Here is a 23,353-nt window from a genome sequence, read left to right as displayed (position 1 = left end):
TCGGAGGCATGAGAGGTTTGTGGCCGCTGGCCGTGCTCGCGACGCTCGCCGCATGTGGAACGGCCCCCGCCGTCACCGTCACCGCGTCCGAGCAGCGGTACGAAGCCGACCTGACCGTGCTGTCCGACCAGCAGCACGGACCCCAGCTCTGCGCGATGGTCGCCGAATCCTTCCCGCCTCAGTGCAAAGGCCCCGACGTCGTCGGCTGGGACTGGGCCGCCGTCGCGCACACCGAGGAGCGCGGCACGCGCTGGGGCGACTACCACGTGGTCGGCACCTGGGACGGTGAGAAACTGACCCTCACCGAACCGCCCCGCTCCCCCGGGCCTCCCGCGTCCCCGCCCGCTGCGGATCCGTTCGCCACCACCTGCCCGGAGCCCGAGGGCGGCTGGCGTCCGGTCGATCCCGCCAAGGCGACCGAGGAGGCGATGTCCGCCGCGATCGCCCGCGCCCAGTCGCTTCCCGGCTACGCCGGCAGCTCGATCGACCAGAGCTACCTGCAGGAGATCGAGGCCTACGACCCCGACGACGGGAGTTCCGTGGAGCGTTACGCGAACGACCCCGAGCGCCTCGTGCTGACCCTGCTCTTCACCGGCGACCCGCTGGCCCACGAACCGGCGATCCGGGAGATCTGGGGCGGCGCGCTGTGCCTGGCCCCGGCCACGCGGAGCGAGAGCGATCTACGCGCCCTCCAGGACAAGGCGTCCGAGGAGATCGAGGGTGCCGTTTCCGCCGGCACGAACCAGCGCACGGGCCAGGTCGAGATCGGCGTCTGGGTGGCGACGCCGGAACATCAACAAGAGGTCGACGAGAAATACGGAAAGGGCGTCGTGGTCCTGAACGGCGTACTCAAACCGGTGGGCTGACGCACAGTGACCTGCGGATCTCCATAAGATCGCTTGTATGGCACTGCGACCTGTTCACGTGAACATCAAGGCCCTTGATGCCTCGGCGGTCGGCCGGTTCTGGGCGGAGGCGCTCGGCTGGAGTGCCTACAGCGCCGGAGTGACCACCTATGTCGGTCCCCCCGGCGGCCTCGTCTGGCCCGACCCGGTCGCCCTCGGGATCGACGTCGTCCCCGTCCCGGAGCCCAAGACGGCGACCAAGAATCGCACGCACCTCGATCTCGCCACCACCTCCGCGGCCCACCAGACGGAGTTGGTCGCGCGCCTCAAGGACCTCGGCGCGACACCCGCCGACGTGGGTCAGGGCGATGTGCCGTGGACGGTCCTCGCCGACCCGGAAGGCAACGAGTTCTGCGTGCTGGAGCCCCGGGAGATCTACCGGGACACCGGGCCGATCGCCGCGGTGGTCGTCGACTGCGCCGACCCTCGGGCGATGGCCCGGTTCTGGGGTGAGGCGACCGGCTGGACTCCGCGCGAGGTGACCGACGATCACGCCGCGTTGCGTTCCGCCATGGGTCCATATCTCGAACTCCTCCGCACGCCCGGCGTGAAGACCGCGCCCGACCGCGTCCACCTCGACCTGCTGCCCTACCCCGGTGACGACAAGGCGGCGGAGGTCGCCCGGCTGCGAAGCCTCGGCGCCACCGACCTCGACCTCGGCCAGGGCGATGTCCCGTGGACGTGCCTGACCGACCCGGAGGGCCACGAGTTCTGCGTCCTCGCCCCGGCCTAACGGGCGTAGCGGGTGGCGACCGTGGTGGCGCGCTTGTGCAGGGAGTCGCGCAGCCACTGCGGGGTCAGGGCTTCGGCGTTCACGCTGAGCTGCCACAGCGCCCACTCGGCGTGTCTCGGGTCCTGGAAGGTCACCTCCAGCCGCAGCCAGCCGTCGGGGTCGGTCTCTTCGGCGAGGACGGCCAGCGCGGTGCCCACCAGGTCTTCGCGCCGCAGCGGGTTCACCCGGACCAGCACGGTGACCTGGTCGCCGCCGGCCCGGAAGCGGGTGCTGCGTTCCTGCCAGGCCCGGTCGAGATCGACCCTGTCCGGTCGCTGCGCGGGTTCGGCGAGTTCCTCGGCGGCAGAGATGCGGGACAGACGGTAGGTGCGGTCGGCGCCGGATCTGGTGGCCAGCAGGTAGCCCTTGTCGCGGACGGTGACCAGGCCGATCGGGTCGACCGTGCGCCACTTCGGGGTATCGTCCGCCGACGCGTAGTGGATGCGCAGTTTGTGCCCGGCCAGCACCGCGCGCAGGACCTCGGCCACCACGGTGTCGGGCGCCTCCTCGTCGGCCAACCGGCGCGAGAGCAGGTCGATCTCCGGGTCGATGAGCAGTCGCCCGGCCGCGCCGGCGGCGGTGTCGCGATAGCTGTCGGGGAGCGCGTCGACCACCTTGAGCATCGCCGAGGCGAGCGCCGAGCCGAGGCCGAACGCCTGGGCGCCGCGCCGCGATCCGGCGACCAGCAGGGCGAGGGCCTCGTCGTGGTTCAGGCCGGTGAGCTCGGTACGGAAACCGGGCAGCAACGCGAACCCGCCGTGCCGCCCGCGTTCGGCGTAGACCGGGACACCGGCCGACGACAGCGCCTCGATGTCGCGCAGCACGGTGCGGGTGGACACCTCGAGCTCCCGGGCCAGCGCCGCCGCCGGCAACCGGCCGTGCTGCCGCAGCAGGAGCACCAGCGAGACCAACCGGTCGGCGCGCATGCGAAAACTCTACGGAATACACGACACAGGATGTCGTGATTTGCCGAGAAGCTCGTCCCCATGACTACTACGAAGCGAACCGCCGTCAACCCGTGGGCCTGGTCGGTGGAGATGGGCTACAACCAGGGCGAACTCGTCTCCGGGCACACCCGGACGCTCTACTGCTCCGGGCAGACCGCGATGAGCGCCGACGGCAGGCCCGAGCACGCCGGTGACATGGCGGCGCAGCTGGCGCTGAGCCTCGACAACCTGGAGGCCGTGCTCGGCGAGGCCGGCATGTCCCTGGCGAACCTCGTCCGGCTCAACGTCTACACGACCGACGTCGACCGGCTCTTCGAGAGCTACGGCGTGCTGGCCGCACGGCTGGGCGCCGCGGGGGTGGCGCCGTCCACCACGATGCTCGGGGTGTCCCGGCTGGCGATCCCCGATCTGCTGGTCGAACTGGAGGGGACCGCCGTCGCGTGACGGGCGTCGGTGACGGTTTCCTACCGGAATGACAACCGTTCGCTCAGAGCCAGCACCGCGCCGACCGTGCGCGGGTCCAGGCTCGGCCGGTACGCCGGAACCGGCCTCGCGCGCGGCCCGATGACCAGCCCCGTCTCGCCGTCGAGGCCTGGATCGGTCGCGGCGAACACAGACGGGCGGGCGGCCACCGAGGCCGGGCCCGAGGTGGCGCGTTCGAACGTGCGGCGGACCAGGGGCCAGAGCACGCGCAGCCCCGGGGACACGATCCTGGGGTCGCGCATCGTCCCGTCGGTCATCGGGGTCGCGGCGCCGCCCGGGTCGGCGGCGAAGACCGAGGTGCCGGTGCCGCGCAGCCGTTCGGCCAGGTGGAGGGTGTAGGCGAGGTTGGCCAGCTTGGCCCTGCCGTACCAATGGAAGCCGTAGTAACCGCCGGGCGGTGCCGCCTCGTCGAAGACCCTCTTCGCCGTGCGCACGGCGCCCGAGGTCACGTTCACGACCCGGCCGTTCTTCACGGTGTCCAGGAGCAACTCGGTCAGCAGGTACGGCGACAGGTGGTTGACCGCGAAGGTCGCCTCGATGCCGTCGACCGTCTCGGTGCGGTCGGCGAACATCGCGCCGACGTTGTTGACCAGGACGTCGAGGGAGCCGTCCGAAGCCAGCCGGACGGCCAGCGCCCGCACCTCCGCCAGCGATGAGAGATCGGCCTGGACGAAGGTCGCGTCGCCGATGCGGTCGACCGCCGCCTGGCCGCGTTCAGGACTCCTGCCGACCACGGTGACGTGGTGGCCGGTCGCCGCGAGACCGATCGCGGTCTCCAGGCCGATGCCGCCGGTGCCCGCGGTGACCACTGCGCGTCTCATGGGTGCCTCCAGTAAGCGGATTACTATCCGCTTCGCACCGTACCGGATAACTATCCGTTTAAGCGAGGCCCTTGATCAGGACGTCCAGATAGAGATCCGACCGGCCCGGCGCGGCGCCGATCGCGTGGGCGATGCCGCAGACCAGGTGGACCATGTCATCGGCCGCCACGTCAGAGCGGATCCGGGCGCGGGCGAGCAGGGCGGCCACGGCCGCGCCGAGTTCGGCCTTCAGCACCGAGGTCTCCGGATCGGCGTCGTCGGGAGCCTCCAGGACGGCGGCGAAACCCGGGTCGGCCAGGGCGCGGCCCACGATGTACCGCATCAGATCACGCACGCCCGCCACCGCGTCTTCGGCGGAGGCGGCGGCACGGGCCTCGGCGACGAGGTCGTGGAGGCGTTCGGCCGCGAGCGCCTCCAGCAGGGCGTGCCGGGTCGGGAAGTGGCGGTAGACCGTGCCCACGCCGACCCCGGCCAGCTTGGCGATGGCGTTGAACTGGAGCGACTCGTCGCCGGCGGCCCACTGATCGCGGGCGACCCGCAGCACCAGGGCGCGGTTGCGGGCGGCGTCCGAGCGGGGTCTGGTCACCCGGCCAGCCTAGTGATCCGTGATCGTAAGGACTGTTGCCCGACTCTCCCTGTTACGAGTTGATGTCGCCCATTGACCGTCCATGTGGCCCAACCTAAGGTCCATTGAAAGTTAGGAAAACTTACTAACTTTCCGTGCGCGACTGGTCTTAGGAGCAACCACGTGCGCTTCTTCTCTCTTGCGGCGGCCGGGTGTCTGGCCCTGACGCTGACCGCTTGCACCGCAGGCAAGGAGGCGCCGCCCGCCCTCGGCGCCCAGTCGAAACCCCCATCGCCCGCCGCCCTGCCCGCCGCGACGCTGGAGTTGTGGCACGGCTTCTCGACCGACGTCGAGACCAAGGCGTTCGAGAACGCCATCGCGGGCTTCACCAAGAAGTTCCCGCAGATCAAGGTCGTGACGAAGAAGGGCATCCAGGACGCGCAGATCACCCAGTCGATCCGGGGTGGCGAGGCGCCCGACGTGGCGGCGTCGTTCACCACCGACAACGTCGCCCAGTGGTGCAAGAGCGGGGCCTTCCAGGACCTCTCGCCCGTCATCAAGCAGGACGGGATCGACCTGAGCGTGCTGCCGGCCGCGTCCCGCGCGTACACGGAGTTCGAGGGCAAGCGGTGCACGATGCCGCTGCTCGCCGACGCGTACGGGCTCTACTACAACAAGGCGCTCATGCAGGGCCAGGAGCCGCCGAAGACGCTGTCGGAGCTGACCGAGCTGACCAAGAAGCTCACCGTCCGCGACGCCGACGGGAACATCGAGGTCGCCGGGTTCATCCCCAGCTTCCAGTACTACGAGAACTCCCCCAGCCACCTCGGTCCCATGGTCGGGGCCAAGTGGTACAACGACGACGGCACCTCGGCCATCGGCTCCGACCCGGCGTGGAAGCAGCTGCTGACCTGGCAGAAGGAGCTCGTCGACTGGTACGGCTACGACAAGCTGGAGAAGTTCCGCAAGGGCCTGGGCGACGAGTGGGGCGCCGAGCACCCGTTCTTCGAGGGCAAGGTCGCGATGGTCCTCGACGGCGAGTGGCGCAACGCCATGATCGCCGCCGATCCGAAGGCCAAGGCCCTCGACTACGCCACCGCGCCGCTGCCGGTCGCCGACGACAAGCCCGACCTGTACGGCAGCGGCTTCACCGCCGGCACCGTCATCGGCGTGCCGAGAGGCGCCAAGCACCCGCAGCACGCCTGGGAGCTGATCAAGCACCTGACCACCGACACCGCGTCACTGGTGACCCTGTCGAACGCGCTGCGCAACGTGCCCACCACCCAGGCCGCCATGGACGACCCGGGCCTGGCCAGGGACGATCAGTTCGCCACCTTCCTCAAGATCTTCGCCCACCCGAAGACCTCGACGCTGCCGGCGAACGTCAACAGCGTCTTCAACCAGGACGCCTTCTCCACCTTCCTCATCGAATGGGAGAAGGGCGCGGTCAAGGACCTGGACGCCGGGCTGGCCAAGGTCGACGAACGCATCGACGACAAGATGAAGCTCTCCGGAGGCTGATCGATGGCCGCCACGCGCGGGGAGGGCGTCCGCGCCCTCCTCTGGCTCTCCCCCTGGCTCGTCGGCGTCGCGGTCTTCTTCGTCTATCCGCTGCTGTCGACGGTGTACTTCTCCTTCCATCGGTACGACCTGTTCACGCTGGAGTTCATCGGCCTGGACAACTGGCGCTACGCCTTCGCCGACAGCCGTGTGGGGCAGTCGGCCCTCAACACGCTCTGGCTCGTGGTGTTCATGGTCCCGGCGCAGGTCCTGTTCGCACTCGGCGTGGCGCAGCTGCTGACGAAGATGAAGAGCGGCGCCGGCATCCTGCGTACGCTGTTCTACCTGCCGTCGCTGGTGCCGATGGTCGCGGGCACGGTCGCCTTCGTCTACCTGCTGAACCCGGCGACCGGACCGGTCAACCAGGCGCTGGCCTGGATCGGGATCACCGGCCCCGACTGGTTCGGCAGCGCGGCGTGGGCCAAGCCCAGCCTCACCCTGCTGGCCCTGTGGGGCGCCGGCAACGCTGTGATGATCTTCCTGGCCGCGCTGCTCGACGTACCGAAGCATCTGTACGAGGCCGCCGCCATCGACGGCGCGGGAGCCTGGCGGCAGTTCCGCAGCATCACGCTGCCGGTGATCTCCCCCGTCCTGATGTTCTCGGCGGTGACCGGCGTGATCTACGCGGTGCAGTACTTCACCCAGGCGATGATCGCCTCCCGGGTGGCCTCGGGCGCGACCGACTCGGCGGGCACCTCGTTCACGCCCGGCTATCCCGACGGGGCGCTGCTCACGCTCCCCCAGCACCTGTTCCACACCGGGTTCCGCGACTGGTCGATGGGGCTGGCCTGCGTCCACGCGCTGATGCTGTTCGCGGTGTCGATGCTGTTCACGCTGGTGCTGCTGCGCCAGTTCAGCCGGGCGGAGGCGGCGTCATGACGCGCAGACGGGGTCTCTACTGGATCGCCCAGCACGCGCTGGCCATCGCGCTGGCGCTGATCTTCATCGGGCCGATCGTGTTCATCGGGCTGACGGCGCTGATGACCGACGAACAGGCCCTCACCAGCCGCCTGTGGCCCGACCAGTGGAACTGGGGCAACTTCGCCGAGGTGTTCGCCCGCTCCGAACTGCTTACCTGGACCCTGAACACCTTCGTGTACGCCTCGCTCGCCACCGTGTTCATGCTGGTGTCGTCGATCCCGGCGGCGTACGCCCTGTCGCGGTTCCGGTTCAAGGGCAGCAAGGTGGCCTTCCTCGTCGTGATCAGCGCGATGATGCTGCCGCCGCAGGTCGTCGCGGTGCCGATCTACCTGGTGTGGGCGCGGCTGGACCTGACCGACTCCCTGTGGCCGCTGATCCTGCCGATGCTGTTCGGCGACGCCTTCTCGATCTTCCTGCTGCGCCAGTTCCTCATCACGATCCCCCGTGACTACACCGACGCGGCGAAGGTGGACGGCTGCTCCGACGTGCGCATCCTGTTCACCGTCATCCTGCCGATGGCCCGCCCCGCGATCGCCGCGGTGGCGCTGTTCTCGTTCTTCTACTGCTGGAACGACTACTACGGGCCTTTGTTGTACGCCGGGGTGGACCAGGAGAATTGGACACTGTCGCTGGGACTAGCCTCCTTCAAGGCGTTCCACAGCGTGCAGTGGAACCTGACCATGGCGGCCACCCTGCTGGTGACCGCTCCGGTGATCATCGTTTTCCTCTTCGCCCAGCGGGTCTTCATCGAGGGCGTGACATTGACAGGAGTAAAGGGATGAAACTTACAAGATCGGTCGTCGCGCTGACGTTGGCGACGTCCGTCGTCGCGACCCCCGCCCTGGCCGACGTGGCGCCCCCGCCCGCACCCGCGCACGTCCGGGTCGACCAGGTGGGCTACTGGCCGAACGAGGCCAAGCACGCCTATCTGATGACGAACGGCCGGGCGGGCCGTTTCACCGTGGTCGACCACCACGGCAGGACGGTCCTCACCGGGCAGGCCGGCGCCGACCGGGGCGCCTGGAACGGCGCCTACCCGAACGTGTACGACCTCGACCTGTCGAAGCTGAAGACCCCGGGCCGCTATCGGATCAAGGCCGGCGGCGCCACCTCGTCGGAGTTCCAGATCGCTCCGTCGCGCACTCCCGTCCAGGATGTGCTGCGCTTCTTCGGCGTCCAGCGGGACACGACCCACCGCAACGACCGCGCCGCGTCCGTCTACGACTGGCCGACGTTCACCGGCCCGGACACCGACCAGACCAAGGGCGAGCTGAAGAAGATCGGCGGCCCGGTCGACGTGGCGGGCGGCTGGTTCGACGCGGGCGACTACCTGAAGTTCACCCACATCCTGGCCTACGTCGACACTCTTCTCTGGGCGGCCCAGCGCGACGGCAAGGTGCACGGGCCCGCCCTGCGCGACGAGGCGACCCACGGCCTGAAGTACCTCGACAAGATGTGGGACGAGAAGTCCAAGACCCTCTACATCCAGGTCGGCGTCGGAGCCGGGAACGAAGAGGGCACCTTCGTCGGCGACCACGACGTCTGGCGGCTCCCCGAGGCCGACGACGGCGACACCGCCGAGGGCCACCAGTTCATCCGCAACCGCCCCGTCTTCCGCGCCGCCGCCCCCGGCCAGCCGATCAGCCCCAACCTGGCCGGTCGCACCGCCGCCGCGTTCGCCCTGGCCTCCCAGCTCGAACCGGACCGCCGCCGCGCCGCCCACCTGCTCGAACAGGCCTCCTCCGTGTACGCCATGGCCAAGACGGAGAACGTGGGTCAGCTCGTGACCTCACTCCCGCACGCCTTCTACCCCGAGAGCGTCTGGCGCGACGACATGCAGCTCGGCGCCGCCGAGATGACCCTGGCCGCCCAGCGCCTGCGCGACCCCCGCGCCAACCGCTGGCTCGCCGACGCCGCCCGCTGGGCGCGCGGCTACCTCGACGAGGACCAGGGCGACACCCTCAACCTGTACGACGTCAGCGCGCTCGCCCACGCCGACCTCGTCAAGGCCATCCGGGCCGCGCACTCCTTCGACCTGGCCGTCACCGAGGCGGATCTGATCGCCGGGCTGAAGGCGCAGCTCGACATCGGCGCCGACCGAGCAGCCGCCGACCCGTTCCGCGCCGGGGCCGAGCACGACCAGTTCGACGCCGTCCCGCACGCCTTCGGCCTGGCCGCGACCGCCGACCTCTACCGCAAGGTGACCGGCGACCGCGCCTACAGCGCCTTCGCCACCCAGCAGCGCAACTGGACGTTCGGCGCGAACCCGTGGGGCGTGTCCTTCGTCGCCGGGGCGGGCGCGAACTCCATCGCGTGCCCGCACCACCAGATCTTCAACATCACCGGCAAGCCCGCCACGGGCGCCGTCGTCAACGGCCCGAACAGCGCCGACCTGTTCGAGGACGGCCTCGGCGAACCCTTCGAGGAGATGCCCCCCTGCCCCGCCGACGGCAAGGACAAGTACGCCCAGTTCACCGGCCACGGCAGCCGGTTCGTCGACGACGTCCGCAGCTGGCAGGCCTCCGAGCCGGCCGACGATTTCGCCGCGATCGCCCTGTACTCCCTGAGCCTGACGTCCCCGTGAAGCCTCCTCTTCACGGGACACCCAGCCTGATGCGGGCGATCAACAAAGGCCGGGCGCTGCGCGTCCTGCTGGAGCGCGGCCCGCTGACGCGTCCCGAGATCGGCGAGCTCACCGGCCTCTCCAAACCGACGGCCTTCCAGCTCCTGGCCCGCCTCCACGAGGCGGGCCTGGTGGTCGCCGACGGCATCCGCGCGGGCCAGCCCGGCCCGACAGCGGAGATCTACCGGATCAACCCCGACTCCGCCTACGTCGCCGCCCTCGACGTCACCCGCGACCGGATCAGCGTCCAGGTGGCCGACATCACCGGGCAGATCCGGGGCGAACACACGGTCGCCGTCCCCTCGGGCGCCCCCGGCCCGCTGGTCGACCGCCTCGCGGCGGCCATCGGCGCGGCCGGGCCGCCCGGCCCGCTGCGCCGGGTGGTGATCGGTGTGCAGGGCGCCGTCGACCCCACCACCGGCCTGCTGAGCTACGCCACCGACGAAGATCTGCCGGGCTGGCGGATCCCCGACCTATTGGCCGCTCTGCGCACCGGCTTGGGCACCGAGGTCGACGTGGAGAACGACGTCAACCTCGTCGCCCTGGCCGAGCAGGCCCACGGGGCCGCCGCCGACTGCCCCGACTTCGTGCTGCTGTGGGCCGACGAGGGCCTGGGCTCCGCCCTGGTGATCGGCGGAAAGCTGCACCGTGGCTTCTTCGGCGGCGCGGGCGAGGTCGGCTACATGCCCACCCCGGGCGTGGCGACGGCCCGCGACGGCGGCCGGTTCGGCCACCACGGCTACCAGGCCCTGGTGGGCGGCCCCGCAGTCCACGACCTGCTCCGCACCTACGGCGTGGAGGCGCTCGACTTCCGCCGGGCCGTGACCGCCGCGGTCGACCTGGCCCAGGGCACGGGCCGGGCGGCCGAGGAGGCCGCCGCGGGTCTGCGGCTGGTGGCCTCGCGGCTCGCGATCGGGCTGGCGGCCATCGCCTCGGTCGTCGACCCCGGCCTCATCGTGCTCACGGGCGGGTTGCCGACGGCGGGCGGGGAGTTCCTCCGTGACCTGGTCGAACGGGAGCTGCACGCGATCACCCATTCCCGTCCCCAGGTGCGGTTGTCGGCCCTCGAAGGGAACCCCGTGCTCGCGGGGGCGCTGGATCTGGCGCTGACGTCCGTACGGGAAGAGGTCTTCGGGCTGATCTGACGGTGAAGTGGATCTCATTGCTCGCGATCGTGTCGCTCGCGACGAACTGCCAGTGGACGTCGTCGGCGACCCCGCTTCGCGCGCCTGACACGGCGGCGACCTCAGTGGAGCAGATCGCCGCACGGCTCGACCCGCTCCAGGTCAGACGCCTGCCCACCGGCGACACCGAACGCCCGCTGTACCACCCGCTGGTTCCGGAATGCGACGCCGGTGAAGACGTGGAGGTGCGACATCCCGGCTACACCGCCCTGCTCCGATCGGCGGAGAGCCCCGACCCCATTGGCGTCCGGATCTGGATCACCGGCCCCGACGAGGCGAAGAGCCGGACAGACGGCGTCCGCGCCGCGTCCACACGCTGCTTCGCCCATTCCATGTCGTCGATCACGCGTCAGGGCTGGAACGCCGAGGTCCTGACGTGGATCACCCCCACCAGTTCCGACAACGGCGACCCCATCGCGCAGGTCTCGGTGACCGCGTACCGGGGACCGTTCCTCGCCGAGGTCTCCTGGTGGTGGCCGTCCGATCACGTGAACCGAGGACGACTCGACCGGGGTCTGGACGCGGCCATGGCCGTACTCGGCGCAGTGGGAGGCGATCCCGGCCTGCTCCCGCCTTGAATCGCGCATCCACGTCGCCGCGCGCCCAAGCCGCCGAACACGCCGCCGAACGACTCACCATCGCCTGAACGTCGGCCTGCCGGTTGCTGCACTCTTCGACGGGCCGGCTCACATACGTCTTCGAGCAAGTGGCCGGTGAGCACCACCGCGGGGACGGTCCGGACGAACGCGCGGATCGCCTGCCAGGTCCCAGGCAAGCGCCTCCATCCGGCCGGGACCGCCGTCGACGATGAGCGCGAGTGACAGAATTCCGGCGTTCGAATTGTCATCAATTCGACGTTCCACACGTCGATCGACCCGGCTGTCGAATGTTCACCATCACGAGGCCGCATGTTTGCGGCAGGCGCGGTGTGCGCCTGATGACACTTCCGTGAGCCCGCCGTCAGCATGGTCGCGGGCCCGTCCCGCACCTCGACCCGGAAGGTCTCTTGCCGATGAAACTCAGGCTCCGCGCGCTCACGGGGGCCCTGGCCGCCGCCATGGCGCTGGCCACGCTCACCACCATCCCCGCGGCGAATGCCGCCACGGTTCCGTCGCAGGGATCGGCGACGCAGCTCGACGTCGGCAACTGGAACATCGAATGGTTCGGTTCGACGGGCAATGGCCCGACCAACGAGGCGCTTCAGCAGCAGAACGCCCGCGACGTCATGGCGGGCACCGGCATGGACGTGTGGGGCCTCGGCGAGATCGTCAGCACCTCGGCGTTCAACACACTCGTGGCCGGTCTGCCCGGGTACACCGGGGTCGTCGCCAACGACTCGAGGGTGACGAACGGCGCGCAGTACTACTCGGACTTCAGCAACGCCGAGCAGAAGGTCGCCCTCGTCTGGCGCTCCAGCATGGCCACCCTGGTGAGCGCGAAGGTCATCCTGACCAGCCAGAACAGTAACTTCGCCGGTCGCCCGCCGGTGGAGTTCACATTGCGCGGCACGTTCGACGGTGTCACCCGTGACCTCGTCTTCATCGTCCTCCACGCGAAGGCCGGGTCTGACCAGGCCGCGTGGAACCTGCGCAACCCCGCGTCGCAGGCGCTCAAGTCCTACCTCGACTCGACCTACCCCACCCAGAACGTCTTCGTCATCGGTGACTGGAACGACGACGTCGACACCTCCATCACATCCGGGAAGGCCTCGCCCTACGCCAACTTCGTGAACGACTCGGCGCGCTACACGTTCCCGACGCGGGCCCTGTCGCTGGCGGGCGTGTCGTCGACGGCGGGCTACCCCGACTTCATCGACCACCAGCTCACCACCAACGAGGTGCAGGCGAAGTACGTCGCCGGCTCGGCGAAGGCATTCCAGCCCCAGGCCTACATCTCGAACTACGCGTCCACGACCAGCGACCACTACCCGGTGTTCGCCCGCTACAACTTCGTCATCGGCGGTGGCGGCGGGAACCAGTCGCCCACGGCGTCCTTCACGAACTCCTGCACCGCTCTCAGCTGCACCTTCACCGATGGCAGCACCGACTCCGACGGCACTGTCGTGAGCCGTGGCTGGAACTTCGGCAACGGCCAGACCTCGACGGCGACCAACCCCGCCGTTACCTACGCGTCGGCCGGAACCTACACGGTCTCGCTGACCGTGACGGACAACGGCGGGGCCACCCACACCACGACCAAGAGCATCACCGTCACCACCGGCGGTGGCGGCGGGGCCGCCAACGTCATGATCAACGAGGTGCTGGCCAACGAAGCGGGCAGCAGCACCGCCGGTGAGGCGGTCGAGATCGTGAACACGGGTGGCTCGGCGATCAGCATCGCCGGCTGGACCGTCCGGGACGGGTCGGCGGTACGGCACACGTTCGCGGCCGGGACGACGCTGCAGCCCGGCAAGGCGATCACCGTGTTCGGCGGGGCCTCCGCGATCCCCGGTGGCGTCGTGGCGGTGGCCGCCGGCACGGGTGACCTCAACCTGTCCAACAGCGGCGATCAAGTGATCCTGCGGGATTCGGCGGGAGCGACGGTCCAGTCGATGACCTACTCGTCGAGCCAGGCGAACTCCGACGGGGTGTCGATCAACCGAAGCCCTGACGGCTCGGCGACCGGCGCCTGGGTCAAGCACAACACCATCAGCTCGCTGTCCAGCTCGCCCGGCCGGCGCGCCGGCGGAACGGCGTACTGACCGGCCTGATTTCGACGTGGTCGTCTGGTGTGCGCGTCAACTCCCTGTGACCCGATCCGACTCCAGCGCCGCAGCCGTCAGGTGACGGGCACGATCTCCGCTTCGGCGAGGGCGCCGTTCTCGATCCACAGCAGTCCCAGCGTGCCGTGCGGCTGGCGTCGGCGATCGGTGGGCGAGCCCGGGTTGAAGATGCGAAAGCCGTCGGCGCCGCTGTCCATGGGGATGTGGGAGTGACCGAAAACCACCAGCCCGGCTTCGGGGAATCGGGCCCGCATCCTGGCCAGCCGCCCTCGGGACTGGCCGCTGTCGTGGATCATGGCCACCCGCAGCCCGCCCAACGTGAGCTCCAGCGTCTCCGGCGCCTCGACATCCGGGCCGTCGTTGTTGCCCTTGACGGCGTGGACGGGCGCGTGGACGGCCAGTTCGTCGAGGACCCAGCCGACACACACGTCACCGGCGTGCAAAATGGCGTCGGCGCCACGCAGATGCCCGGCCACCCGGGGAGGGCACGCCTTCCAGAAGCGCGGCGCGTGCGTATCCGACAGAACGACGACCTTCATCCCTCCATGATTGTCCGCGCGGGGGTGACCGTACGCCGTCAGGCGAGCGTGTCGAACCGGAACACCCGGACCTCCTGCGAGCTGCGGCAGGGGGCCGCGATCTTCTTCGCCCACTCCAACGCCGCCTCGCAGGAGGGCAGGTCAAGAATGGTGTACCCGCCGTTCAACCCCGCGGCCTGCGGATAGGCGCCGTTCGTCACCGTGCCGTCATCAGCCACAAGGACGGGATCGACGGCTTCGCCTATTTCGCCGCCGAAGACGTACACACCGGCGTGCTGGAACGGGAGCTGGAGACCTCCAGCAGGGTCTTCCACCTGATCTGGCGGTCGTTCGCGCGCGGCACCCTCGGCGTGTCGGCGCTGGGCATGGGCGAGATCCCGGCGCAACTGGCGAGCCCTTTGCCCGCAGAGGCCGTGCGTCGCCGACGTGCCGGCCGACACACTCAGGAGCTCGGGCTGGTGGAGGATGCGGAGCATGTGCTCCTTTGGATTGCCGGCACTGCCCGTCCTGCTGATCTTCTGCGGCAGCAGCGGCTCCCAGCGCATCAACGACGCCGTCACGAAGCAGCTCGACACCCTGCGCGCCCGCTTCGCGATCATTCACATCCGGGGCAGGGCAACCTCGACCCGGCGCTCGACGGCATGCCGGGGTACCGGCAACTGGAATACCTGCACGAGGAGACGGCCGACGCCCTATGGCTCGCCGACCTAGTGGTCGGACGCGCCGGCGCCACAACACTTGCTGAACTCGAAGCTTTCGGCAAGCGGGCCGTCCTCATCCCACTGCCCGCACGCGTCAGCCGTGGCGACCAGCTCGACAACGCCGACGCCTACGCGCGCCGCCACGCGGGGCGGTGCATCGTGATCCCTGACGATGAGGAACTGCAAGGCGGTGCCTCGCTCGCGAAGGCATGTGCGGAGCTGTTCGCCGATCTCGGCTCCGGCCCGCAGGAGCGGCCGGATCCCCGGGCGGCCCATCGCGCAGCCGACCTCGTCGCGCAGGAGACCGTGACCGCGGTTCGCCTGAGACGAGCGCGGTAGGGCTCAACTGTCGTGGTGCCCGTAGGTCGCGAGAATCTGCTCCTCCGACTCACCACGGTGGAACACGTGGAAATGCAGATGCCGGGATTCTTGGTAAAGCCCGACATTCGTGGTGACACATGCCGCGCCCTGCTCCTCCGCTATCTGCGCGGCAACCTGCTGGACCACTTTCATCACCTTGTTGAGCAGCACTTCACCCCCGTCCCCGAGGTCGACCAGGGACGGCGTGTGCACCTTCGGGACCACCACGACGTGCACTGGGTGGGCAGGGTTGGTGTGCTCAAACGCGAGGACCTCCTCGGTTTCCGCCACCACCTTGACCGGCGTGAGGCCGGGGATGGCCTGGTGGCAGTAGAAGTCGGAGAAAGCGTTCGAACCAGACATCACAGTATGTAGCCTTCTGCGTCGGACAGTAATGTCTCTGTCGCCCTACAGTCGAACCGCAGGATCAACAGAGCTGTTTGATCAACTTCACCCGCATACCGGATGCTTGGTCGAACTTTACAAAGGCACCTTTCTGCAGCGCTGACGACCGACCGCACGCTTGTACGTGCCCGAAACGCGATGACGGCCGTCCCGGGCGCAGCAACATTTGACCGTGCGGGCCGTTCCTTCTCCCCCTGATGAGTGCCCTGCGCGCCGAGGAGGGACGGTAAGACGAATCTGCGACAGAGCCGTCAATGGACTGATGTTCCCCGGCTTTCGTGGAGTCGCTTTGCTTGACTTGTGTGCCATGGACCCCTCGAGAAGAGGTCGGCATGCCGCCGGTTACCCGGAGCGACCACGACCGAGCAGGCCGAGTTGCTGGCCGCCCGCAAACGGATCCGGGGCCTGGCGACCGAACTGGCCGTCACCCATCGGGCGATCGAGCTGGTGCGAGAGGTGGTGCCCTCACAAGACGATTCGAAGCGATCGCGGTGATCGCCGGTGAGGACCTGCCGGTCCAGGTCGCCTGCAGGGTGCTGAACGTCTCCGAACCCGGCTACTTCGCCTGGCGGAACCGCCCGCCCTCGCCCAGGTCATTGCGGCACGCGTGGCTGACCGAGCGCATCCGTCAGATCCACGCCGCCTCCCGCGGCGCCTACGGATCGCGATGCGTCCACGCCGAACTCAAACTGGGCAGCGGCCCGCTCGTCGCCTACCACACCGTCGAGATGCTGATGCAGCGCCAAGGCATCCGCGGCCTGCCCGGCAACCCGCGCCGGCCTGGAGAACCCGCCATCGAACTCGCCAACGTGATCTTCGACTACCTCGAGATCTTCCACAAACGGCAACGCCGCCACAGCGCCCTGGGCATGCGCACGCCGGTCGAATACGAGATGCTCTACCCAACCCGTCAACCGGCATGAAGTCCAGCCATGCGGCTCCACCCAACACGGGGAACATCACCACATCACGTGATGGCCTGACTCCTGGATGAGGCCCCCACATGCCCCGCTATCAGCTCCCCACCATGTGTTGGCCGCGTGTCGCCGCGGCCGTGCGGGCTTGCTCAACGCTCGCGTGCACCTGGAGGTGGTGCAGAACTCCGGTGATCTGAAGAAGCCGTGTGACACGCGGGTGGGGCGCCGCAAGGGAGAAGTTGTGCTTGCCGTGCGCGGCGCCGTCGTGGGCGTTCAGCAGGACATGCAGGCCACTGCTGTCCAGGAAGGTGACGGCGCTGAAGTCCAAGATGAGCGGGTTGCCTCGTTGCCGGCCTTCGAAGATGGCCTCGGCCAGTTCGGCGCAGTTGCTGGCGTCGATGTCCCCGGCTGCGTGGACAACGGTGCTGTCCGGCAGCTGATCCAGGGTGAGCGTCAGGGGAGTCACCACCGGCGGCCTTCGTTCATGAGTGGCCGCCGCTGGGTGACAGACGGGCGGGCATGGAACCTCCAACGGCAGGAGTCGTCCATTCACCATAAACCTGAAGAAGATTTCGCGAAAGACAGTTCGCTGTGCGAGGCTGGAACAGCCGTTGACGGCGACATGGAACCAACCATCTGGGGCCGAAAGCGTGACTTCCGATGACCACCGCTAAAGATCGTTCATCCTGGACGTTCCTGACTCATCACGCCCGGGTGCTGCTGGAGATCGCCCGAAATCCCGAGGTTCGGCTGCGCGAGGTCGCCCAGGTCATCGGCATCACCGAGCGAGCCGTCCAGGGCATCGTGGCCGACCTGCACGAGGCCGGCTACCTCACCCGAGACCGGGTCGGGCGCCGCAACCGCTACCAGCTCAACCTCGACCAGCACTTCCGTCACCACACCGAGGCCCACGCCCCCGTCCGCGCCCTGGTCGAGATGTTCGTCAGCGTGGAGACTTCGCCGAAGATCCTTTCATGATCACCGGCTCGCCTGTCCCGGTGCCGGGGTCGCTGCTGTCACGGGAAGCCCGACCAGGTCATCAGCATTCCGGCGGAACCGGCCACCGGCAGGTGCCGGCCCAGCATGGTTGGTTGCGCACGTCGGCCTCCTGGAGCAGTCACGACCCACAGCACAAGAGGACGCTGGTGTTGCCTCCTTGGGCTTCGCTCCTCGGAGCAAGAGCATCAGGGCAGGTGGCCTCGTTGCGGGCGAGAACGCGACTACTTCGCCGCCCCGCAGGCGCCGCGGCGCGAGCCGCCGTGAAGGACGCAGCCGCTGACTTTACCGCCTTCGCGCAGGCGGCACCGGTCGCCGAAATCCCGGCCCCGCTCGTCGAGCCCGCCGCGATCGCTGCCGGCCAGCAGGAAGGCGGCCGGCCGTGACCGGTGCATGGGAATGGGACCTGCTCATCGGCATCGCGGTGGCCCTGCTGGTCACCTGGCTGGCGCTGCTTGTGATGCTGGCCATCGTGCGACCACGCGAAGGCCTGCTGCGTGAGGCACTGCGCCTGCTGCCCGACGTTCTGCGTCTGGTACGCCGCCTGGCCGCCGACCCCGAGCTGCCCCGCGGGGTACGAGTGCGGCTGGCGCTGCTGCTGGCCTACCTGGCCTTTCCTCTCGACCTGGTGCCCGACTTCATTCCCGTGCTCGGCTACGCCGACGACGCCATCATCGTCACCGCGATACTGCGATCGGTGGTCCGCCGCGCTGGGCTGCAGGCCCTACGCCGGCACTGGCCCGGCACCGATGACGGCTTCGCCGCCCTGTCCCGCCTGACCGGGATCGGCAAGTCCCCCGAACCTGTCTGACGCCAGCCTCAACCCTCATCGCTGTACGTGATAATGATCTCTTATCACGCACAGGAGCGGTCATGAAGGCGCCGGCCAGGCGAAGTACCTTCAACGGAACTGCGCGACTCGTGCACGCTATCCGGTACATCACCCGGCATCGCAATGAACGCGGCCACAGGCCGGAAGGTCTCGCCGCTGCGCGGCGGCGTCGACCTCGCGGCGGCCCCGAGCCGTTCCCGTCGACGAACCGAGTCGGCAATCCGAACACGCATCGCGCCTGCGCATCGGCGATCATCAGGCGCGGGACTCGCGCGGGGCCAGGTTTCAGGTGGCACTCCTGGCCGCCGAACCTGACCGCCGAACTCCTGAAGGCCAAGGTCCGTTACGGCCAAAAGCGCGCCGGGATCACCGACTCCACCGTGCCGTCCCTCCTGGAGCGCGGCGGCCAACACCGCGATCGTGAACGCGACGACGGGACCGCCGCTCAGATCTCAGTGGCCAAGCTGGCGCTGCGCCGGATCGCCGATGCCGACCTGGCATAGGCGGGAAACGCCTGGCCCTGGCCACGCTGGAATCCAACGGCGATGCCCGGAGACAGCGCCGGCTGCAGGACGCGTTGACCGCTTTCATCGGCCCAGCAGCGCACGACCACGTTTCTGCGAAGCGCCGGACTACTGCGGCCCCTCAAATCCCTACCGCCAGAATCCGGTTCGATCCTCGATCTTTACCAGTCTCAGCCCCGTGACGGGGCCGCGTTCGTGCCACTGGTGTTGTGCCCCCGCTGCACTGCGCTCAGCACGGCGCCGACCCGCCACCACGGATCGTCTGCCGCTGGCAGGCGGGTGTGGCGGGGACGGCCCGGCTGTCCGGAAGCGGGGCGCGACATGCCCCGCTCGATTCACCTAGGGATCTCGGTGCTGCACTGGAGGGTGTCGCCGACGCGGGCCAGGCCGAAGGCGGCGCCGAAGCTGCTGGGGTCGTCCGGCTTGTAGTCGCGCGCCCGGATACCAGCGATGATCTTCGTGCCCTCGGGCATGGCCGTCGGGTCGATGGTCATCACAACCCGCCCGTCCTCCTCTTTGCTGTCGGACATGACCTTGTCGAAGCCCGGGATGTCGACCGGCGAGTTACAGAACTCGTTGATGCGAATGTCGGCCGGGATGCCCGCCTGGGCCAGCGCGTTCTGCAGGGTCGCTGGGTCGAGGGTCTGCTCCTTGGTGAGCTTGACGGTGACCGTACCGTCGATGTTGCTGTCGACGGAGAAGGCTGCGAGCTGGACGTGCACGCCTGCGGGAGGCGCGTTGACCTGCTGGCCGCCGGTCGCGACGAGCAGCGACAGCCCCCCGGCCGCTGCGGCCCCCACCGCGATCACCGTGACCTTCCTGCGGCGGCGCGCCCGGCCCGCCGCGACGATCCGCTCGACGGGGGTGTGCATGTGCACGCCCTCCATCGACTCCCGCATGGTGTCGAAGACGTCGTTCATGGTTGGTCCTCCTGAGTGATGGCGGTGGCGAGGTCACCGCGCAGTGCGGCGACGGCCCGTGCCAGGTGCGCGGTTACGGTGCCCGGAGCGATGCCGAGGGTTTTGGCGGTGACCTCGGTGTCCAGGTCGAGGAAGACCCGCAGCGCCACCACCTGCCGCTGCCGCACGGGCAGACGCCGCAGGGCCGCCATCAGCGCGGGGTCGATGCCCCGCGCCTGCTGGTGTCCTTCGGCGTCCTGGCCGGCCAAGGCGACCTCGCGGCGGCGTCTACGCCACCACGAGACGTGGGTGTTGAGCGCGGTGCGCACGACCCAGGCGCGCGGCGCGGGATGCGCCCGCACCTTGCGCCAGGCGCTCCACGCCTGAGCGTAGGCCTCGGCGACCAGGTCCTCGGCCAAGTGCGGGTTACCGGTGCCGACCAGTACGGCACGCAGGCACGCGTCCCTGCTGTCTCGGTAGAACTCCTCGAACTCCAGTTGCTCCACACCCTCTACACGTCTGGGAGCCTCATCACACTTACCTGAAACCCGCAATTGTTCGCGTGGATGGAGGCGACGATGCCGCGCGTATGGCCTCGTGCGCTTCGTCGCGGTCTCCGATGCGGTACGCCGGCTTCTCCGCCTCACCGGCTGGGATGAGCTGTTGTGCCGATGCTGGGCCCGGGAGCTGTCATCGTTTCTCACTTTGGGATTTTGGAAGGCGCCGCGACCAACTACGCGGCAAGCAGCGAAGGCCCAGAGTTCCGCCAGCGGCTGATGTCGGTTGCCGGAGTTCGGAGTAGGCGTCAGGATCGGCTTCGCCGCCGCCAGGGCTGTTGCCATGTCGGCTGCCCCCGATCGAGGCAGCCGCCGCGCGGAGAAGTGGTCACGCCTACCCTTCTCCGCCCCGTCGGCGCCACCGGATGCGATCGCGGACGGAAAGCGTGATTGCAGTGAGACGAAATTGAGACGGGAATTTCGGCTGTCCCGGAAGTGGATCGCTCAAGTTCGGCCGGGACGGCGGGACCGGCACCTCGACCTACGCCGACCCGGCCAACGGGCTCACCGGAATTGTGCTCACCCAGGTCGGGTTGGCCCTACCGGATGCCGCGCGGGTCATGCACGACTTCTGGACCACCCTCTACCGGGCGATCGACGACTGACCGGCCTCCCAAGCCGGTTCAGGCGGTCGGTGGCGGGAAATAGCCGGCGTCGATGAAGAAGCGGACGTAGGTGGCGAACAGCTCGTCGGTGGTCGGCGGGCAGGTGATTCCGGTTACGGTCAGTGCGGCCTCGGTGGCGGTGGTGTCGATGCCGGGATAGTCGTCGCCGCGCGCCGTGATCGCCTCGAAGGCGTCCAGCAATGGCAGTAGGGCGTTGTCGCGGTCGGCGAGGATTCGTGCACGCCAGTCGTCGGGGGTCGTCTCGGGTAGGGCGTAGCCGGCCGCGCGCAGGTGCCCGACCAGGGCCGGGAACGACAGGTGGTGCGGGTTGTAGAGATGGAACGTGCGGTCCGTGTCGTCGGGTCGGCGGGACAGTTCGACGATGGCCGCGCTGACGTAGTCCACCGGGACCAGGTGGAAGCGTCCGCCGGCCCCGGCGGGCACCGCTCCGGCCTGGATCAGGCCTTTCATGCTGAGCCAGACGAAGTCGCGGGTCTGGCAGGCGCCGTTGCGCTGGTCACCGCTGACGACGTCCACCCGGTGGACCGTGACGGGCAGGCCGCGGGCCCGGGCGACGCCGATCAGCTGCTCGCCGACCCATTTGCTCTGGAGGTAGCCGCTCGGAAGGCGTTCGGGGGGCCCGGTCGGGTCGTCTGCCCGCAGGGGGTGGTCGGCGGACTGGGTCGCGGCGAACACTCCGGTGGTGGACACGTGGTGGACGGGGACGGTGCGGTGCCGTGCGGCCAGTCGCAGCACCTCCTCGGTGCCGGTGACATTGGCCGGTTTGAGCATCGGGTACGGGTGCAGCCAGTTGACGGACGCACCCGCGTGGTAGACGGCGTCGACGTCACGGGCGAGGTTGTCGAAGTCCTCTTCGGACAGGCCGAGTCGCGGCCGGGTGAGGTCGCCGACGACCACCTTGACGCGGTCAAGGTCGGTCTCGTCCAGGATCCGGTACCACTCCAGGTTGTCCCGAAGCCGCTTGTGGGCGGCCGGTTCGTCGTCCGCCCGCACCAGGCAGTGCACCGTGGCCCGGGTGGTGCGCAGCAGGTCACGTAGCAGGAACGCGCCGACGAAACCGGTCGCGCCCGTCAGCAGGAGGTGTTCGGGGTCGGCGACCGACCGGACGACGGTCGCGGCGGGCACGATGTCGTCGGCGAGCCGGACCTCCGCGGCGAAGTCGATGCCGTCCAGGGCCCCGTCGGCCGGGCCCGCCGGTTTCCCGCCGCCGTCCAGGGCCGCGCCGAGGTGGGTGGCCAGGGCATACGGGGTGGGTTGGTCGAACACGACGGTCGCGGCGAGCCGCAGGCCGGTACCGGCGCTCAGGCGGTTGCGCAGTTCGATCGAAGTAAGGGAGTCGAAGCCGAGGTCGGGGAACGGCTGGTGCGGTTCGACTCCGCCGGGATCGTCGCGTCCGAGGATCTTGGCGGCGGCGGCGCGTACCAGGTCGAGCAGGGCGCGCGCCCGGCCCGCCTCGTCGAGCCCAGCGAGCGCGTCGGCCAGCGACGCGGCGTCTCCGCCGGTGTCGGTCACCACACGCCGGACGGTGACCCGGGCCAGGGCGCTGAGCAGCGGCGGGACCGACGCGCCGCGTTCGCGCAGCGGGGCGAGGCCCATGGGAGTCGCCACGACGGCCGGCAACCCGGTGCGGAGCGCGGCGTCGAGCATGGCGGGGCCGTTCGCGGTGTCGATGGGCAGGAACCCGGCGCGGGCCATCCGCTTCAGGTCGGCGGCACCGAGGTGCCCGGTCAGTCCGCTGGCCTCGCGCCAGAGACCCCAGGCGACGGAGGTCGCGGGCAGGCCCGCCGCGGCCCGGTGGTGGGCGAGCGCGTCGAGGGACGCGTTGGCGGCGGCGTAGTTACCCTGTCCGGGGCCGCCGATCACCCCGGCGAGCGAGGAGAACAGCACGAACCTGGTGATCTTGTGCTCTTGGGTGAGCTCATGCAGGTTCCACGCCGCGTCGACCTTGGGCCGCAGCACCCGGTCGACCTGCTCGGCGGTCAGGGTCGCCACGACACCGTCGTCGATCACGCCCGCCATGTGCACGATGCCGGTGACGGGATGCTCGGCGAGGACGGCGGCCAGGGCGTCCCGGTCGGCGGCGTCGCAGGCCACGATCGACACGCGCGCGCCGAGCCCGGCCAGTTCGGCACGCAGTTGGGCCGCGCCTGGCGTGTCCTCGCCGCGCCGGCTGAGCAGGACCAGCCCGCGAACGCCGCGTTCGGCGACCAAGTGCCGGGCGAACAGCGATCCCAGCGTGCCGGTGCCGCCGGTGATGAGCACGGTGGCGTCGGCGCCCCAGTCCGCGGTGGCGGCGGGCGGTGCGGGAACGCGGATCATCCTGGGGACGAGCAGGGCTCCGTCCCGGATGGCGATCTGTGGTTCTCCGCTGGCCAGCGCGGCGGCGAGCGTCTCAGCGGCCGGGTCGGCGTCGGCGTCGGCGTCGGCGTCGGTGTCGGTGTCGGTGTCGGTGTCGGTGTCGGTGTCGGCGTCGGCGTCGGTGTCGGTGTCGGTG

At 69.5% G+C, this 23,353-nt stretch carries 26 protein-coding genes; 16 read left to right on the top strand and 10 right to left on the bottom strand.

Translation table 11 applies throughout. The annotated features are described in order from the left end of the window. The first annotated feature begins 8 nt into the window (after positions 1 to 8). Both AW272_RS26485 and AW272_RS26480 read left to right on the top strand, forming a co-directional pair. Positions 9 to 866, top strand: coding sequence for a hypothetical protein (locus AW272_RS26485; RefSeq protein ID WP_157518799.1), 858 nt, complete (start codon positions 9 to 11; stop codon positions 864 to 866). 37 nt (positions 867 to 903) lie between these two features. Next, positions 904 to 1,638 carry a VOC family protein gene (locus AW272_RS26480; RefSeq protein WP_066370554.1) on the top strand — a complete coding sequence of 245 codons (735 nt, stop codon included), beginning with the start codon at positions 904 to 906 and terminating at the stop codon, positions 1,636 to 1,638. On the opposite strand, the gene AW272_RS26475 is transcribed toward AW272_RS26480, so the two are convergent. Further along, a complete protein-coding gene (locus AW272_RS26475) occupies positions 1,635 to 2,603 on the bottom strand; it encodes a helix-turn-helix transcriptional regulator (RefSeq protein WP_066370553.1) in 969 nt (322 codons plus the stop codon). The genes AW272_RS26480 and AW272_RS26475 overlap by 4 nt on opposite strands. Positions 2,604 to 2,663: 60 nt before the next feature. Here AW272_RS26475 and AW272_RS26470 point away from each other — a divergent pair, with 60 nt between their 5' ends. Next, on the top strand, positions 2,664 to 3,068 hold the full coding sequence (locus tag AW272_RS26470; RefSeq protein ID WP_066370551.1) for a RidA family protein: 405 nt from the start codon (positions 2,664 to 2,666) through the stop codon (positions 3,066 to 3,068). Positions 3,069 to 3,088: 20 nt separating this feature from the next. Here the strand turns inward: AW272_RS26470 and AW272_RS26465 are convergent, their stop codons facing one another. Further along, on the bottom strand, positions 3,089 to 3,928 hold the full coding sequence (locus tag AW272_RS26465) for an SDR family NAD(P)-dependent oxidoreductase (protein WP_066370548.1): 840 nt from the start codon (positions 3,926 to 3,928) through the stop codon (positions 3,089 to 3,091). A 58-nt stretch (positions 3,929 to 3,986) separates the two neighbouring features. After that, positions 3,987 to 4,514 carry a TetR/AcrR family transcriptional regulator gene (locus tag AW272_RS45260; RefSeq protein ID WP_066370546.1) on the bottom strand — a complete coding sequence of 176 codons (528 nt, stop codon included), beginning with the start codon at positions 4,512 to 4,514 and terminating at the stop codon, positions 3,987 to 3,989. A 162-nt stretch (positions 4,515 to 4,676) separates the two neighbouring features. Here AW272_RS45260 and AW272_RS26455 point away from each other — a divergent pair, with 162 nt between their 5' ends. The 7 genes from AW272_RS26455 (at position 4,677) to AW272_RS26425 (ending at position 13,482) form a co-directional block, all read left to right on the top strand. Then, positions 4,677 to 6,014, top strand: a complete 1,338-nt coding sequence (locus AW272_RS26455; RefSeq protein WP_066370543.1) for an extracellular solute-binding protein — start codon at positions 4,677 to 4,679, stop codon at positions 6,012 to 6,014. Between the two features lie 3 nt (positions 6,015 to 6,017). Further along, positions 6,018 to 6,932 carry a carbohydrate ABC transporter permease gene (locus AW272_RS26450; protein WP_066370542.1) on the top strand — a complete coding sequence of 305 codons (915 nt, stop codon included), beginning with the start codon at positions 6,018 to 6,020 and terminating at the stop codon, positions 6,930 to 6,932. Beyond that, complete coding sequence (locus AW272_RS26445) at positions 6,929 to 7,756, top strand: carbohydrate ABC transporter permease (RefSeq protein WP_066370540.1); 828 nt, start codon at positions 6,929 to 6,931, stop codon at positions 7,754 to 7,756. Before AW272_RS26450 ends, AW272_RS26445 begins: the two co-directional genes overlap by 4 nt. Next, complete coding sequence (locus AW272_RS26440) at positions 7,753 to 9,558, top strand: glycoside hydrolase family 9 protein (RefSeq protein ID WP_066370535.1); 1,806 nt, start codon at positions 7,753 to 7,755, stop codon at positions 9,556 to 9,558. Before AW272_RS26445 ends, AW272_RS26440 begins: the two co-directional genes overlap by 4 nt. Positions 9,559 to 9,587: 29 nt before the next feature. Next, on the top strand, positions 9,588 to 10,742 hold the full coding sequence (locus AW272_RS26435; RefSeq protein WP_066370534.1) for an ROK family transcriptional regulator: 1,155 nt from the start codon (positions 9,588 to 9,590) through the stop codon (positions 10,740 to 10,742). Positions 10,743 to 10,744: 2 nt separating this feature from the next. Beyond that, positions 10,745 to 11,359, top strand: coding sequence for a hypothetical protein (locus tag AW272_RS26430; protein ID WP_066370532.1), 615 nt, complete (start codon positions 10,745 to 10,747; stop codon positions 11,357 to 11,359). Between the two features lie 434 nt (positions 11,360 to 11,793). Further along, positions 11,794 to 13,482 (top strand): lamin tail domain-containing protein, encoded by a 1,689-nt coding sequence (locus AW272_RS26425; protein ID WP_066370530.1) that lies wholly within the window; start codon positions 11,794 to 11,796, stop codon positions 13,480 to 13,482. Positions 13,483 to 13,559: 77 nt separating this feature from the next. On the opposite strand, the gene AW272_RS26420 is transcribed toward AW272_RS26425, so the two are convergent. After that, positions 13,560 to 14,042: a metallophosphoesterase family protein gene (locus tag AW272_RS26420; RefSeq protein WP_066370527.1), complete on the bottom strand. Its 483-nt coding sequence runs from the start codon at positions 14,040 to 14,042 to the stop codon at positions 13,560 to 13,562. A gap of 38 nt (positions 14,043 to 14,080) precedes the next feature. After that, positions 14,081 to 14,308, bottom strand: a complete 228-nt coding sequence (locus AW272_RS44460) for a YciI family protein (protein ID WP_218011080.1) — start codon at positions 14,306 to 14,308, stop codon at positions 14,081 to 14,083. 6 nt (positions 14,309 to 14,314) lie between these two features. Between AW272_RS44460 and AW272_RS26410 the strand changes: the two genes are divergently transcribed. After that, on the top strand, positions 14,315 to 15,082 hold the full coding sequence (locus tag AW272_RS26410) for a glycosyltransferase (RefSeq protein ID WP_218011079.1): 768 nt from the start codon (positions 14,315 to 14,317) through the stop codon (positions 15,080 to 15,082). 3 nt (positions 15,083 to 15,085) lie between these two features. Here AW272_RS26410 and AW272_RS26405 read toward each other — a convergent pair whose 3' ends face one another. Further along, complete coding sequence (locus tag AW272_RS26405) at positions 15,086 to 15,466, bottom strand: HIT domain-containing protein (RefSeq protein ID WP_066370521.1); 381 nt, start codon at positions 15,464 to 15,466, stop codon at positions 15,086 to 15,088. 533 nt (positions 15,467 to 15,999) lie between these two features. Here AW272_RS26405 and AW272_RS26400 point away from each other — a divergent pair. After that, positions 16,000 to 16,431, top strand: a complete 432-nt coding sequence (locus AW272_RS26400) for an IS3 family transposase (RefSeq protein ID WP_066370518.1) — start codon at positions 16,000 to 16,002, stop codon at positions 16,429 to 16,431. A gap of 91 nt (positions 16,432 to 16,522) precedes the next feature. Here AW272_RS26400 and AW272_RS26395 read toward each other — a convergent pair whose 3' ends face one another. Beyond that, positions 16,523 to 16,894, bottom strand: coding sequence for an STAS domain-containing protein (locus AW272_RS26395; RefSeq protein WP_066370515.1), 372 nt, complete (start codon positions 16,892 to 16,894; stop codon positions 16,523 to 16,525). Positions 16,895 to 17,085: 191 nt separating this feature from the next. Here AW272_RS26395 and AW272_RS26390 point away from each other — a divergent pair, with 191 nt between their 5' ends. The 4 genes from AW272_RS26390 to AW272_RS42435 all read left to right on the top strand — a co-directional run bounded on the left by AW272_RS26390 (position 17,086) and on the right by AW272_RS42435 (position 18,756). Beyond that, positions 17,086 to 17,403 carry a helix-turn-helix transcriptional regulator gene (locus tag AW272_RS26390; RefSeq protein WP_066370513.1) on the top strand — a complete coding sequence of 106 codons (318 nt, stop codon included), beginning with the start codon at positions 17,086 to 17,088 and terminating at the stop codon, positions 17,401 to 17,403. Between the two features lie 281 nt (positions 17,404 to 17,684). Then, entirely contained in the window at positions 17,685 to 17,807 is a 123-nt protein-coding gene (locus AW272_RS45725; protein ID WP_275527321.1) for a hypothetical protein, read from the top strand. Continuing rightward, on the top strand, positions 17,804 to 18,232 hold the full coding sequence (locus AW272_RS26385) for a YkvA family protein (RefSeq protein ID WP_066370512.1): 429 nt from the start codon (positions 17,804 to 17,806) through the stop codon (positions 18,230 to 18,232). Before AW272_RS45725 ends, AW272_RS26385 begins: the two co-directional genes overlap by 4 nt. A 62-nt stretch (positions 18,233 to 18,294) precedes the next feature. Further along, a complete protein-coding gene (locus AW272_RS42435; RefSeq protein WP_157518797.1) occupies positions 18,295 to 18,756 on the top strand; it encodes a hypothetical protein in 462 nt (153 codons plus the stop codon). Between the two features lie 356 nt (positions 18,757 to 19,112). Here the strand turns inward: AW272_RS42435 and AW272_RS26380 are convergent, their stop codons facing one another. The 3 genes from AW272_RS26380 to AW272_RS43550 form a co-directional block, all read right to left on the bottom strand. Further along, the gene (locus AW272_RS26380; protein WP_066370509.1) at positions 19,113 to 19,697 is read right to left on the bottom strand and encodes a hypothetical protein; all 585 of its coding nucleotides are present in this window, start codon (positions 19,695 to 19,697) and stop codon (positions 19,113 to 19,115) included. Then, positions 19,694 to 20,182, bottom strand: a complete 489-nt coding sequence (locus AW272_RS44455) for a SigE family RNA polymerase sigma factor (RefSeq protein ID WP_066370506.1) — start codon at positions 20,180 to 20,182, stop codon at positions 19,694 to 19,696. Before AW272_RS44455 ends, AW272_RS26380 begins: the two co-directional genes overlap by 4 nt. Before the next feature lie 674 nt (positions 20,183 to 20,856). Further along, positions 20,857 to 23,353 (bottom strand): thioester reductase domain-containing protein (locus AW272_RS43550; RefSeq protein ID WP_218011078.1); only part of this gene is annotated, 2,497 nt, incomplete at its 5' end.

Origin of the sequence: Herbidospora mongoliensis, assembly GCF_001570545.1 — a bacterium.
Taxonomy (GTDB): domain Bacteria; phylum Actinomycetota; class Actinomycetes; order Streptosporangiales; family Streptosporangiaceae; genus Herbidospora; species Herbidospora mongoliensis.
Note: the sequence above shows the minus strand (reverse complement) of the source record. Positions and strands in the feature narration are given on the sequence as shown.

What these genes read in the sequence shown, in the direction of transcription:
- AW272_RS26485 (WP_157518799.1), top strand. Translation starts at nt 9, where the DNA reads ATGAGAGGTTTGTGGCCGCTGGCCGTGCTCGCGACGCTCGCCGCATGT.
- AW272_RS26480 (WP_066370554.1), top strand. Translation starts at nt 904, where the DNA reads ATGGCACTGCGACCTGTTCACGTGAACATCAAGGCCCTTGATGCCTCG.
- AW272_RS26475 (WP_066370553.1), bottom strand. Translation starts at nt 2,603, where the DNA reads ATGCGCGCCGACCGGTTGGTCTCGCTGGTGCTCCTGCTGCGGCAGCAC.
- AW272_RS26470 (WP_066370551.1), top strand. Translation starts at nt 2,664, where the DNA reads ATGACTACTACGAAGCGAACCGCCGTCAACCCGTGGGCCTGGTCGGTG.
- AW272_RS26465 (WP_066370548.1), bottom strand. Translation starts at nt 3,928, where the DNA reads ATGAGACGCGCAGTGGTCACCGCGGGCACCGGCGGCATCGGCCTGGAG.
- AW272_RS26450 (WP_066370542.1), top strand. Translation starts at nt 6,018, where the DNA reads ATGGCCGCCACGCGCGGGGAGGGCGTCCGCGCCCTCCTCTGGCTCTCC.
- AW272_RS26445 (WP_066370540.1), top strand. Translation starts at nt 6,929, where the DNA reads ATGACGCGCAGACGGGGTCTCTACTGGATCGCCCAGCACGCGCTGGCC.
- AW272_RS26440 (WP_066370535.1), top strand. Translation starts at nt 7,753, where the DNA reads ATGAAACTTACAAGATCGGTCGTCGCGCTGACGTTGGCGACGTCCGTC.
- AW272_RS26435 (WP_066370534.1), top strand. Translation starts at nt 9,588, where the DNA reads ATGCGGGCGATCAACAAAGGCCGGGCGCTGCGCGTCCTGCTGGAGCGC.
- AW272_RS26425 (WP_066370530.1), top strand. Translation starts at nt 11,794, where the DNA reads ATGAAACTCAGGCTCCGCGCGCTCACGGGGGCCCTGGCCGCCGCCATG.
- AW272_RS26420 (WP_066370527.1), bottom strand. Translation starts at nt 14,042, where the DNA reads ATGAAGGTCGTCGTTCTGTCGGATACGCACGCGCCGCGCTTCTGGAAG.
- AW272_RS26405 (WP_066370521.1), bottom strand. Translation starts at nt 15,466, where the DNA reads ATGTCTGGTTCGAACGCTTTCTCCGACTTCTACTGCCACCAGGCCATC.
- AW272_RS26390 (WP_066370513.1), top strand. Translation starts at nt 17,086, where the DNA reads ATGACCACCGCTAAAGATCGTTCATCCTGGACGTTCCTGACTCATCAC.
- AW272_RS42435 (WP_157518797.1), top strand. Translation starts at nt 18,295, where the DNA reads ATGAAGGCGCCGGCCAGGCGAAGTACCTTCAACGGAACTGCGCGACTC.
- AW272_RS26380 (WP_066370509.1), bottom strand. Translation starts at nt 19,697, where the DNA reads ATGAACGACGTCTTCGACACCATGCGGGAGTCGATGGAGGGCGTGCAC.